The organism is Cohnella boryungensis (assembly GCF_042651945.1).
Taxonomy (GTDB): Bacteria; Bacillota; Bacilli; order Paenibacillales; family Paenibacillaceae; genus Cohnella; species Cohnella boryungensis.
In genome coordinates this window covers 95517-107667 of sequence record NZ_JBHSED010000035.1, presented here as the reverse complement: position 1 = coordinate 107667, position 12151 = coordinate 95517, and the positions used below count along the sequence as shown (strand labels likewise).

Below are 12151 nucleotides of genomic sequence, written 5' to 3'. Positions count from 1 at the left end.
TCTGTTCCTCCTAACGATGCTTGGCACGACGTAAAATTGGGCTGTCCCCAAGGACAACCCAATTCGTTCTGCATTACGACTTCACGAGCCGCTCGAACAAATCATCGACAACCTTATTGACGGCCTGGATGCCCAATCCGCTCATCCAATATTCCCAATCGACCTGATAGACCTGCTTCGCTTGCACGGCCTTCAGCGTCGCCCACAGCGGACTGGATTCCACTTTCTCGAAATCCTTGTCGCTTCTGGAGAACCACAGGATGACATCTCCGTCGAGATTGGCGATCTGCTCTTCCGTCACATCCAGCGAGAAGCCATCCGCTCTCTGCGCTTCAGGGCGGACAATGCCCGCTTCCTTCATAATGCCGCCCGCAAACGTCTGCTCCAGATACGCCTGAACCTTGTCTTCGCGAGGGCGGATCAGAGAGATTTCGCCAACAGGCTGATCTCCCAGCTTGCCCTTCAATTCTTCAATTCGCGACTGATAGCCTTCAAGCAGCTTGCGTCCTTCGTCGGCTTTCCCTACGGCTTCGGCATGCAGCAGCAGGTTTTCCTTCCAAGTGACGCCGAGCGTCTCCACGAATACGGTAGGCGCGAGCTTCTTGAGCGTCTCGTGGATCTGATCGTGCGTATCCTTGTTCCCAATGATGAGATCGGGCTTCAAGGCGTCAATGGCTTCCAGGTTAGGCTCGTTCACCGTGCCGATATTCGTAATGCCGTCCGTTCCGGCCAAGTATTTCGGATAGGGATCGCCTGCCGCCAGAATGGACGGCGCTCCTACAGGCTTAATTCCCAGCGAAAGCAGATTGTCCAGCGCGCCGATATCCAGCGCTACGACTCGCAGAGGGCTGCCCGGCACCTGCACGTCTCCATATGCGTCCTTGATCGTGCGGACAGCCTCGGCTTGCGGGGAATTCGTATTCGCAGAGGCCGTTTCCGCAGCGGATGGCGAGGCCTCGGGAGAGGATACGTTAGCGTTATTGACGGATTTGTCGCTGCCGCACCCGGCAAGCAGCATACAGCTGACGAGAAAAAGAACCGCGATTAGCATGAAACGATTACGAGCATGAACAGACAGCATAGAAAGAAAAAACCTCCCAATCAATAATGATTATCATTATTAATTAAGTTATCATGCCGCTCAACCCTCGTCCATACACAATATCGGGAATTGCATGCAGGATTCCGGCTCCCGCTTGCGGGCCGCAACAAAAAAACCGCGTCCAAGCCGACAAGGATCAGCTTGAACGCGGTTCTTCATCTCCTTCAAGCAAATGCAGCAATCCCCTTATATCGTACCTCCGGGAGCGCGTTTTAACTTCAGCTTGTGACGCCTCTGGCTGAGCATGATCAAGCGTTTCTTCAACAGCTGCTGCCACTCCTGATCGCCGATCTCCTTGGCAAAGGTCAGCAGATCGAGCGACATATCGATTTGACTCTGAACGATCTGCATCGGATCCTCGTCTTCATTGTTCACGCAATTCTCATGCAGCGCTTTGTCCGATTCATCGACATAGTCCTGGAAGTCGACCTCTGATGCTCCGTCGCCATGCGCATATTCGGCCAAAATCTCGTACTCGTTCTCCACCAGATAATGCACTTCCACGCGGTGGCACACTGGACAAAACAAAATCGGCACGTTATGAATTCTCGTTCGATAGTGCTTCAACGTTCCTTTCGTTCCGATCATGCTAGCTCCACAGCAAAAGCTCATCGCCTTCCCTCCCTTGTATCGGATCGCTTTATTCTTCTCACTATATTCTCTGCGCGCGAACACATTCCTGCCCGGAGATCGAACCGGAAAGGTTAAAAAACTCCCCGGAACTATTGTTCCGAGGAGCTTCCGTTCTTATCAGACCTTATTTCGCGACAAGATGCTTGTCGCCGGCTTTCCAGTTCATCGGGCACAAGCCGCCGGATTGCAGAGCTTGCAGCACGCGAAGCGTTTCTTCAACGCTGCGGCCTACGTCGTTGTGGTTAACGACTTGATATTTCAACTCGCCGTCCGGATCGATGATGAAGAGGCCGCGCAGCGCGATGCCTTCCTCTTCGATCAGAACGCCGTAGTCGCGAGCGACTTGTTTCGTGATATCTGCGCCGAGCGGGTGGTTCAATTGGCCAAGACCGTTGTCGTTCTTAGGCGTATTGATCCATGCGCGGTGGCTGTGCTTGCTGTCGACGCTGACGCCGAGAACTTCGGTGTTCAAGCCTTTGAACGTATCCGCAGCTTCGGACAATGCCGTGATTTCCGTAGGGCACACGAATGTGAAGTCCAGCGGATAGAAGTACAAGACCAACCATTTGCCGCGATAATCGGACAAAGATACTTTACCGAAATCCTTGCCGTCTCCGTTCGCCGTCTCCAACGTAAAATCAGGCGCCGGACGTCCTACCAAACGTTCTGCCATTCCGATTACCTCCTAATTTAAGCCCAGCCTTGATGCTAGCGCTTCTCAACCGTTTCTCAATTAGAATGGTACCATTTTCGGGACAAGCCCGTCAAGATAGTAACAATTCTTTTTTTAGAATTATTATAATTAACGTTTGATTGCTGCCACAATCAGGTCGCCCATAGCCGTCGTACCGATTGCCTTGCTCTTGTCCACTGCGATATCTCCCGTACGGTGACCGGCATCGAGAACTTCTTTAACCGCTGTTTCGATCGCGGTTGCCGCGTCTTCATAGCCGAAGGTGAGACGGAACATAAGCGCGACGGAAAGAATCGTTGCGATCGGGTTGGCGATGCCTTGTCCCGCAATATCAGGCGCGGAGCCGTGAACAGGCTCATACAGGCCGAAGCTGCCTTCGCCCAGGGAAGCCGAGGACAGCATTCCGATCGAGCCGGTCAGCATGGCTGCCTCGTCGCTTAGAATGTCCCCGAACATGTTTTCCGTTACGATAACGTCGAAGCTCGACGGACGGCGCAGCAATTGCATGGCGCAGTTGTCTACCAGCACATGCTCCAGCTCAACGTCCGGATATTCCGGCGCGATGCGGTTAACCGTCTCTCTCCACAGGCGGGACGTCTCCAACACGTTCGCCTTATCGACGGACGCCAGACGTTTGCTGCGCTTCTGAGCCACCTCGAACGCTTGACGCACGATGCGCTCGATCTCGGTAACGTTGTACACGCACGTATCGACCGCTTCTTGCCCTTGCGCGCCGTCGCGACGGAACTTCTCGCCGAAGTAAATGCCGCCCGTCAATTCGCGAACGACGATCAGATCGGTGCCTTCCAGCACTTCCGGCTTTAGCGTCGAGGCATCCTTCAAGCAGTCGAACACGACAGCCGGACGGATGTTGGAGAACAGGCCGAGCGCCTTGCGAATGCCGAGCAAGCCGGTTTCCGGACGAAGCTCCTTCGAGTTATTGTCCCATTTCGGCCCGCCTACCGCGCCGAGCAATACGGCATCGGCATCGCGGCAAATCGCCAGCGTATCTTCCGGCAGCGGAGTGCCCTTCTCGTCGATCGCGATTCCGCCGAAGAGGCCATGCTCAAGCTCGAATTTGTAGCCGAACAGCTCCTCCGTGCGTTTCAATACTTTTTCTGCTTCTGCGACAACTTCCGGACCGATTCCGTCCCCTGCGATGACGGCGATTTTTTTCACTTCTGACATGGTTTGTATTCACTCCAAATGTAGGTATAGTTTGTCCATTGAGACCTTCTCTCAATTGTAGTACATTTCCCTGCAAGAGGCAAAATAGATAAAAACTATTGTTTCCATAGGAGACGCCTATCGGCCTCAAACTGGCAAACGAGCCGTCCCTTTATCGTTCTGCGACGATTTCAGGGACGGCTCTAATCGGCTTACTTCACCAGGACGCTCTCCATCGCCTGATTCAAGCGCTGCATACCGACGATTGTTCCGTCAAAGTCGTTATGCGTGAAGTTAAGCCGCATCGTGTTGTGGCCCGTACCGTCCGCGAAGAACGAAACCCCCGGCACGAACGCCACTCCCAGATCGACAGCCGTCTGCAGCAATTTCGCGGAATCCACGGACTCCGGCAGCTCCAGCCAGAAAAACATGCCGCCCTTGGGTTCGTTCCAGGTCACACCCGGCCATTGCTGCTCACTCAGCAATTCCGCCATCTGCCTCATGCGGGCTTCGTACTCCTTGCGAACGAACTCGATGTGGCCTTCCAGATCATAATGCTCCATCAGCTGGTGCAGGATCTGCTGATCGAGAGAGCTGGAGTGCAAATCGGCCGCTTGCTTGGCCCTAGCCATATGACGAATGATGTCCGGATCAGCCATTACCCAGCCTGTACGCAGCGCGGGAGCGGCCGTCTTGGAGAAGGTGCTCGTATAGACGACGCAGGAGCCCTGCGGATGCTGATCCAGAGAAAACAGCGACGGATAGGTCACCGACGCGTCTCCGAATTTCAGCTCGCCATACGGATCGTCCTCCAGAATCAGCGCATCCGCGGCCCGGCACTGAGCCAGTACGCCTTGGCGTCGTTCCAGGCTCCAGGCCTTGCCCGTTGGATTGGAGAACGTCGGGATGACGTATACCAGCTTCGGACGATGCTCCTTCAGCTTGGCGGCCAGATCGTCCAGCACCATGCCGTCCTCGTCCGTATCGACGGAGACAAGCACCGCGCCATAGGAGCGGAACACCTGCAGCGCCGACAGATAAGTCGGCTTCTCGACCAGGATCACGTCGCCCGGATCGATATAGATTCGCGTAAGCAGATCGATCGCCTGCTGCGAGCCCGTCGTGAGCAGCATATCGTCCGGCGTTACCTTCGTGCCTTTGCGGGCCATCCATTTGCATATGCTTTCGCGAAGCGGCAGATAGCCCTCAGTCAGCCCGTACTGCAGCGCTTTGTTCCCTGCAGCCAGAACTCTCTGGAACGCCTCGCCAATCGCCGCTACCGGAAAATGCTCCTCGGCGGGCAGACCTCCCGCGAAAGAGATAATCGATTTTCTCTGCGTCAGCTTCAGAATCTCGCGAACCGCCGATGACGAGAAAGAATCCAGTCTCTTGGAATATCGATAATTCATTCCGCGCTCCCCATTTCTTAGATCAGTGTGACGTTGTCGCGACGGTTGCGGGCCGGCGCGTTCCGTTTGTCGATCAGCCGGTTCAAGGCGTCCACGTACGCCCGCGTGCTGGCCTCCAGAATATCGGTGCTTACGCCGCGGCCTTGCGCGGACGTATCGCCTTGCTTCAGAACGACATGCACCTCGCCCAGCGCATCCGTGCCGTCGGTGACGGATTTAATCGTATAATCGTCAAGCTCCACGGCTTCTCCCGTTAACGCGTCGATCGCTTGATAGATAGCGTCCACGGAGCCGTTGCCTTCGGACTCGCGCTTCACGATGCCTTGCTGCGTCTTGAGCGTAACCGTCGCCTTTGGGGTCGCATGGCTGTCGAAGGACACGACCAGCTTCTCAAGAGCAAATACCTCCGGCGTCTCGATGATCTTCTCTTCGAGCAGCGCGCGAATATCCTCGTCGCTGACGTTTTTCTTCCGGTCGGCCAAGTCCTTGAACTTGCCGAAAGCGGCGTTAACCTGCTCCTCGGTCAGCTGCTCGTAGCCGAGGTCGATCAGCTTCTCCCGGAACGCATGGCGTCCGGAATGCTTGCCCAGGACGAGCTTGCTGTCGCGCAAGCCGATCGTGTCCGGGGAGATGATCTCGTAGGTCGTTTTTTCCTTCAACACGCCGTCCTGGTGAATACCCGATTCGTGGGCGAATGCATTCGCGCCGACTATCGCTTTGTTGCCCGGCACGACCATGCCCGTCAGCTTGCTGACCAGACGGCTCGTACGGGCGATTTCCTTCAGGTTAAGCGTCGTCATCGCCTGGAAGTACTCCCCGCGCGTCGCCAGCGTCAGCGCCACTTCCTCCAGCGAAGTGTTGCCTGCGCGCTCGCCGATGCCGTTGATCGTTCCCTCGATTTGATCCGCGCCGTTGAGAATGGCCGCGAGCGCGTTCGCCGTCGCCATGCCCAGGTCGTCATGGCAATGCGCGGACAATTGAATCCGCTCGATTCCCGGCACCGTCTCCTTCAGCACCTTGAAGATGTTGCCGAATTCCTGCGGCGTCATGTATCCGACCGTATCGGGAATGTTCACCACGGTGGCGCCGGCCTTAATCGCCATCTCGGTCACCTGACAGAGATAGTCCAGCTCCGTACGGCCCGCGTCCTCCGGGGAAAACTCCACTTTATCGAAATATTGCTTGGCATAGCGAATAGCGCGATCCGCCGCCTCCAGCACTTGATCCTTATCCATCCGCAGCTTGTGCTGACGGTGAATCGGCGAGGTGGCGAGGAACAGATGAATTCCCGGGTCCTCCGCGCCTTTAAGCGCTTCCTTAACTGCGTCGATGTCCTGCTCGCGGGAGCGTGCCAATCCGATTATGGTCGCGTTCTTGACCGCTCTCGCAACCGCGTTGACCGCAGCTAGATCTCCTGGAGACGCTGCCGGAAATCCCGCTTCGATCCGATCCACGCCGAGCTTCTCAAGCTGCAAGGCGATCTCTACCTTTTCCTGCGTGTTCAAGTTCACGCCCGGAGATTGCTCGCCATCGCGAAGCGTCGTGTCGAAAATATAAATTTTTCTCATATCGGGGGAATACCCGCACCTCCTGAAGCCTTCATCGCTTTGCTCACCATTATAGCATAACGGTTGTCGTCATTTAACAAAAACCCCGGCAGCGCTATGCCGGGGTTTGCTGGCCGCGTAGTGCGGTTATTATTTCTTGATCCAGTGCATCAGGCCGCGCAGCTGCGCGCCGACGACTTCGATCGGATGCTCGGCTTCGTTGCGGCGGGTAGCCGTAAGGAATGCGCGTCCGGATTGGTTCTCAAGAATGAAGTCGCGAGCGAATTTGCCTTGTTGGATATCTTCGAGCACGCGTTTCATTTCTTTCTTCGTTTCTTCCGTTACGACGCGAGGTCCAGTGACATAGTCGCCGTACTCTGCCGTGTTGGAGATCGAGTGGCGCATGGAAGCCAAGCCGCCTTCGTACATCAGGTCGACGATCAGCTTCAGCTCGTGCAAGCACTCGAAGTACGCCATCTCAGGCGCGTAGCCTGCTTCGACAAGCGTTTCGAAGCCGGCTTTGACGAGGGCGGAAGCGCCGCCGCACAATACGGCTTGTTCGCCGAACAGGTCGGTTTCGGTCTCTTCCTTGAACGACGTTTCGATAACGCCCGCGCGGGTACAGCCGATGCCTTTGGCATAAGCCATGCCGATTTCGAACGCTTTGCCCGTGCCGTTCTGATGAATGGCGATCAGTCCCGGTACGCCGAAGCCTTCGACGTAAGTGCGGCGAACCATGTGGCCTGGAGATTTAGGAGCAACGAGCAACACGTCGGCGTCGGACGGAGCTACGATTTGGCCGAAGTGTACGTTGAAGCCGTGGGAGAACATCAGAGCTGCGCCTTTTTTCAGGTTCGGCTCGATTTCGTTCTTATAGACGCTTGCTTGCGTCTCGTCCGGCATCAGAATTTGCACAACGTCCGCTTTGCGCGTAGCGTCGGCAACGGACAGAACTTCGAAGCCGTCGTTGCGAGCGCTCTCTGCGGATTTGCCTTCGCGCAAGCCGATGATGACGCTGACGCCGCTGTCGCGCAGGTTTTGCGCTTGCGCGTGGCCTTGGCTGCCGTAGCCGATTACTGCAACTGTCTTGCCTTTAAGAACGCCGAGATCGGCGTCTTTCTCATGAAATAAGTTAACTGCCATTGGAATGTGTTCCTCCTTAAAATGGGTAAAAATTTATCGACCCTCGGAGCGGGCGTTCCAAGAGAGCCGCTTCCGCTCTCCTCGAACCCCCGCTCCGGGGACTGCTTCTGCTTGGCTTGTCCAGACCCGAGGGAGGTCCCTAACGGGCTCCCCGGTTCATTGCGGTCACGCCTGTCCGCGAAAGCTCACGAATGCCGTAAGGCTTCAGCAGCTCGGTCATCGCATCGATTTTATCGGAATCCCCGACAACCTGAACGATCAGGGTCGTAGGTCCGATGTCTACGACTGCGGCGCGGAACGTCTCGACGATGCCGAGAATTTCCGGCCTCATGGACGGCTCCGCCCCGATCTTGATCAGAGCCAGCTCCCGGCCGACCATCGGATTCCCGCTAATATCGATAACCTTGATGACGTCGATCAGCTTGTAGAGCTGCTTCTGAATCTGCTCCAGCGTATTGTTGTCGCCCGTCGTGACGATAACCATGCGGGACAGTCCCGGCTCCTCGGAAGCCCCGACGGTAATGCTCTCGATATTGAAGCCGCGGCGGCCGAACAGGCCGGAAACCCGTTGCAGCACGCCCGGTTGGTCGTTGACGAGTATCGCTATCGTAAATTTACGGTTCATTCGGCATCCCCCATGATCATCTGGTCGATCGTGCTACCTTGGGGCACCATCGGATAGACGTTTTCGTGTTTGCGGACAACGAACTCCACCACTGCCGGACCGGGATGCTCAAGCGCTTCCTTCCATACCTTCAGCGCATCTTCCTTGTTCGCGGCGCGATAGCCTTTAACCCCGTAAGCCTCGGCCAGCTTGACGAAATCCGGGCTGCCCGACAGATCGATGTGGCTGTAGCGGTTGTCATAGATCAGCTCTTGCCACTGGCGAACCATGCCGAGAACCTGGTTGTTGATGATGACCACCTTGACCGGAATGTTGTTGATGGCGCAGATCGCCAGCTCCTGGGCGCACATCTGCATGCCGCCGTCGCCGTTGATCGAGACAACCGTTCTGTCCGGATTGCCCATCTGCGCTCCGATGGCGGATGGGAAACCGAAGCCCATCGTGCCCAGGCCGCCCGAGGTGACCCAGGAGCGCGGCTTGTTGAACGGATAATACTGCGCCGCCCACATTTGGTGCTGGCCGACGTCCGTCGTGACGATCGCGTCACCGTGCGTCGTCTCGTGAATCATGGACACGACCCACTGCGGCTTCAGCTCGGTATCGGAATCGATATATTTGAAAGGCTTCTCCGCCTTCCACTCCTGAATCTGCTTGCGCCAAGCGTCCGCTTTGGACGCGGGCTTCGCTAGAGCATTCGCCTGCTGCAGCACGGCTTTCACGTCGCCGACGATCGGAATATCGGTCGGCACGTTCTTGCCGATCTCCGCAGGATCGATATCGATATGGACGATTTTCGCTTGCGGCGCGAAGCCGGACAGCTTGCCGGTCACGCGGTCGTCGAAGCGCGCGCCGATATTGATCAGCAGATCCGCCCTCTGGATGGTCGTATTCGCCGTCCAAGTGCCGTGCATGCCCGGCATGCCCATGTGCAGCTCGTGACCGCTCGGGAAGCCGCCGAGACCCAGCAGCGTCGTCGTCGTCGGAATGCCCGTCTTCGTGATGAACTCGAACAGCTCTTCGTGGGCTCCAGAGTAGACCACCCCGCCGCCCGCGAGAATAATCGGCCTCTCGGCCTCCTCGATGGCGCGAATCATCTTCTCAACTTGGTTTTTGTTCGGCTGAACCGTCGGATTGTAGCCGCGCAGTTGCACCTCGGATACAGGCTGGAACAGCGTCTTCTCCGCCGATACATCCTTCGGAATATCGATGAGCACCGGACCTTTGCGTCCGCTGTTGGCGATGTGGAAAGCTTCATGAATGACGCGGGGCAGATCCTCCGCTTTGCGTACCAGATAGCTGTGCTTTGTAATCGGCATCGTAATGCCGACGATGTCGGCTTCCTGGAACGCGTCCGTGCCGATCAGGCTGGTCGCAACGTTGCCCGTAATGACCACAAGCGGCACCGAATCCATATAGGCGGTCGCGATTCCCGTGACGAGATTCGTCGCCCCCGGTCCCGAAGTCGCGATACAGACGCCTACTTTCCCCGTCGAGCGGGCATAGCCGTCGGCCGCGTGGATGGCGCCTTGCTCATGTCGGGTGAGCAAATGCTGGAAGTCGTCAAAGCCGTGCATCGCATCGTAGATATACAGCACCGCGCCGCCCGGATAACCGAAGACGCACTCGGCACCCTCCAGTAACAAGCTGCGAAGCAGCATTTCCGAACCGGTGATGACTTCCGGCTTGCTCCATTTTGCGATCAATTCTTCTTTGGATTTCATTGTCGTTTCTTGTGTGCTCATCTTTTTTCCTCCTTTCAACAAATCAAAAAAGCCTTCCATCCCAGCAGCCAATATGGCTGTCTTGGGACGAAAGACTATAGCTTCCGTGGTACCACCCGAGTTTGCCGCGCACCTCGCGATGACGGCCTTATCAAGTATGACGGCATACTGTCTCCGTTCATACTTCAAGCGCAATAACGTGCGCCACTCCGATTCTCCCTAATAGGTCTTGCGACGGTTCAGGGGAACAGCTCCGAGGAGACTTCGCTAACAGGGATTAAGGCATCGGTCTCAGCTAATCCGACGCTCTCTGAGCATAAGAGCCCTATTGCTTTATCCTCATCACGGCCATTGATTGTTCAATCGATTTAGCACTTATTATATGCTTCGCAAAGCCATTCGTCAATACACATCTTCGCCGTTTGCCGTTATGCTGTGATAATGTCACCCTATGGCTGTTCTGAGATCAGGACACCATGAGCCAGGAAACATTGACATTGAGCAGAGATGAAGAAGGCTGTCGTGGTGGAGAAAATCATTAGCGGACAGATGACGAATGCGGAAGGAGCAGCCGCACTCGGCCCGAGTCGAGTATGTGTTGGAAAAACATTTATTCCTCAGAGTCAGAGTTTGCACGCACGGAGGAGGTGAGGAGCGGAGTAGTGCTGCATAGTCGAACTAACGGCCAGCTCGGAGCAGGTGAGGAGAAGAGTAGTGCTGCAAAGTCGAACTAACGGCCAGCACGGAGGAGGTGTGGAGCAGAGTAGTGCTGCATAGTCGAACTAACGGTCAGCACGGAGCAGGTGAGGAGCAGAGTAGTGCTGCAAAGTCGAACTAACGGCCAGCTCGGAGCAGGTGAGGAGAGGAATAGTGCTGCAAAGTCGAACTAACGGTCAGCACGGAGCAGGTGAGGAGCAGAGTAGTGCCGCAAAGTCGAACTAACGGCCAGCACGGAGAAGGTGAGGAGCGGAATAGTGCTGCAAAGTCGAACTAACGACCAGCACGGAGCAGGTGAGGAGCGGAGTAGTGCTGCATAGTCGAACTAACGGCCAGCTCGGAGCAGGTGAGGAGCAGAATAGTGCTGCAAAGTCGAACTAACGACCAGCACGGAGCAGGTATAATCCAGCATACCACATGAACATGACATTTTCTTAGACGTTTGACATACACATCTTCGCCGTTCCCCTGCCAACGACTTGTTCATACGCTGTAAGCAGCACATTCGCTTACGCTTTCGGCTTCTGCCGGGAGAACAACGGGAGGTATCCCACTTGATTCGATGGAGACAACCGCGCGACGATAAAAGCATCGTAGAGCTTGTCCGCACGCAACTGGTCCCGATTTCCCCCTGGCAGCACCCCCGGGATCGCCGGCTGAATACCGAGATCGTCCGGCGAATTCGCAGAGGCGTAACTCTGGTCGCCGTCCCCTCCAGAAACAGCTCTCCCGTCGGCTTTATTCATCTCGAATTTCGGCATCCGGCGCTATTCATCGATCTGTTGGCCGTAGACTCCCGTTTCCAGAACAAACGGCTGGGAACGGAATTGATGCTACGGGCGGAGCGGCACGGCCTCAGCAAAGGCTGTACGATCTCCTGCGTCTTCGTCGACGAGGACAATACCCGGGCGCTTCGCTTCTATCACCGGCTCGGCTACTACACGACTCGAAGCTTCCCCGCGCTCAAGGTAATCGAGCTGGCCAAGTCGCTCATCCCCTGAACGCAAGAAGAGACGGACTGCTCCGGAAGGAACGATGTCTCCGCCTCTTCTTGCGCATGCCGGTTCGATTACTCCTCGGGCGACAGAGCTGGCTGCTCCGTCATTCCCCGGATTACCACCAGCCGCCGAAGCCGTCAAAGCCGAAGCCGCCAAAGCCGAAGCCGCCGTCCACCGTTCCGACCGCCAGCAAATCGAACAGCACGAGCGGAAAAATCGCTTTCGTCTGAACCTTCTTGCCCCTCGAATGCTCCATAATCAGCTTGCCGCCGGATATGCGTACAAGCTTGCCCGAAGCGACCGAGCCATCCTTGCGAACGGCATAAATGTGTTTTCCGACCAGCTTCTGCGCTTGCGAACGAGTAATCCTAGCCATCAGTAAACGCCTCCCTGGG

The 12151-nt window shown here is 56.3% G+C and carries 11 protein-coding genes; 1 reads left to right on the top strand and 10 read right to left on the bottom strand.

What is annotated here, in order from left to right; genetic code table 11:
• Window positions 1-73: 73 nt before the first annotated feature.
• The 9 genes from ACFO1S_RS15970 to ilvB form a co-directional block, all read right to left on the bottom strand.
• A complete protein-coding gene (locus tag ACFO1S_RS15970) occupies window positions 74-1081 on the bottom strand; it encodes an ABC transporter substrate-binding protein (RefSeq protein ID WP_204603601.1) in 1008 nt (335 codons plus the stop codon).
• Window positions 1082-1288: 207 nt separating this feature from the next.
• Window positions 1289-1714, bottom strand: coding sequence for a hypothetical protein (locus tag ACFO1S_RS15965; RefSeq protein ID WP_204603602.1), 426 nt, complete (start codon window positions 1712-1714; stop codon window positions 1289-1291).
• A gap of 145 nt (window positions 1715-1859) precedes the next feature.
• Window positions 1860-2408 (bottom strand): peroxiredoxin, encoded by a 549-nt coding sequence (locus tag ACFO1S_RS15960; RefSeq protein WP_204603603.1) that lies wholly within the window; start codon window positions 2406-2408, stop codon window positions 1860-1862.
• Window positions 2409-2537: 129 nt separating this feature from the next.
• Window positions 2538-3617 carry a 3-isopropylmalate dehydrogenase gene (gene leuB, locus ACFO1S_RS15955; RefSeq protein WP_204603604.1) on the bottom strand — a complete coding sequence of 360 codons (1080 nt, stop codon included), beginning with the start codon at window positions 3615-3617 and terminating at the stop codon, window positions 2538-2540.
• A gap of 191 nt (window positions 3618-3808) precedes the next feature.
• Window positions 3809-5005, bottom strand: a complete 1197-nt coding sequence (locus ACFO1S_RS15950; RefSeq protein WP_204603605.1) for an aminotransferase-like domain-containing protein — start codon at window positions 5003-5005, stop codon at window positions 3809-3811.
• A gap of 17 nt (window positions 5006-5022) precedes the next feature.
• On the bottom strand, window positions 5023-6573 hold the full coding sequence (locus ACFO1S_RS15945) for a 2-isopropylmalate synthase (protein WP_204603606.1): 1551 nt from the start codon (window positions 6571-6573) through the stop codon (window positions 5023-5025).
• A gap of 129 nt (window positions 6574-6702) precedes the next feature.
• Entirely contained in the window at window positions 6703-7695 is a 993-nt protein-coding gene (gene ilvC, locus ACFO1S_RS15940; protein ID WP_204603607.1) for a ketol-acid reductoisomerase, read from the bottom strand.
• 139 nt (window positions 7696-7834) lie between these two features.
• On the bottom strand, window positions 7835-8320 hold the full coding sequence (gene ilvN / locus ACFO1S_RS15935) for an acetolactate synthase small subunit (RefSeq protein ID WP_204603608.1): 486 nt from the start codon (window positions 8318-8320) through the stop codon (window positions 7835-7837).
• Entirely contained in the window at window positions 8317-10062 is a 1746-nt protein-coding gene (gene ilvB / locus ACFO1S_RS15930; protein WP_204603609.1) for a biosynthetic-type acetolactate synthase large subunit, read from the bottom strand. The genes ilvN and ilvB overlap by 4 nt, the downstream gene beginning before the upstream one ends.
• Before the next feature lie 1250 nt (window positions 10063-11312).
• Here ilvB and ACFO1S_RS15925 point away from each other — a divergent pair.
• Entirely contained in the window at window positions 11313-11759 is a 447-nt protein-coding gene (locus ACFO1S_RS15925) for a GNAT family N-acetyltransferase (protein ID WP_204603610.1), read from the top strand.
• A 112-nt stretch (window positions 11760-11871) separates the two neighbouring features.
• Here ACFO1S_RS15925 and ACFO1S_RS15920 read toward each other — a convergent pair whose 3' ends face one another.
• Entirely contained in the window at window positions 11872-12132 is a 261-nt protein-coding gene (locus ACFO1S_RS15920; protein WP_204603611.1) for a 50S ribosomal protein L33, read from the bottom strand.
• Window positions 12133-12151 lie beyond the last annotated feature (19 nt).

Coding starts and splice junctions, on each gene's coding strand:
- ACFO1S_RS15965 (WP_204603602.1), bottom strand. CDS start 1,714: ATGAGCTTTTGCTGTGGAGCTAGCATGATCGGAACGAAAGGAACGTTG.
- leuB (WP_204603604.1), bottom strand. CDS start 3,617: ATGTCAGAAGTGAAAAAAATCGCCGTCATCGCAGGGGACGGAATCGGT.
- ilvN (WP_204603608.1), bottom strand. CDS start 8,320: ATGAACCGTAAATTTACGATAGCGATACTCGTCAACGACCAACCGGGC.
- ACFO1S_RS15950 (WP_204603605.1), bottom strand. CDS start 5,005: ATGAATTATCGATATTCCAAGAGACTGGATTCTTTCTCGTCATCGGCG.
- ACFO1S_RS15970 (WP_204603601.1), bottom strand. CDS start 1,081: ATGCTGTCTGTTCATGCTCGTAATCGTTTCATGCTAATCGCGGTTCTT.
- ACFO1S_RS15945 (WP_204603606.1), bottom strand. CDS start 6,573: ATGAGAAAAATTTATATTTTCGACACGACGCTTCGCGATGGCGAGCAA.
- ACFO1S_RS15920 (WP_204603611.1), bottom strand. CDS start 12,132: ATGGCTAGGATTACTCGTTCGCAAGCGCAGAAGCTGGTCGGAAAACAC.
- ACFO1S_RS15960 (WP_204603603.1), bottom strand. CDS start 2,408: ATGGCAGAACGTTTGGTAGGACGTCCGGCGCCTGATTTTACGTTGGAG.
- ilvC (WP_204603607.1), bottom strand. CDS start 7,695: ATGGCAGTTAACTTATTTCATGAGAAAGACGCCGATCTCGGCGTTCTT.
- ilvB (WP_204603609.1), bottom strand. CDS start 10,062: ATGAGCACACAAGAAACGACAATGAAATCCAAAGAAGAATTGATCGCA.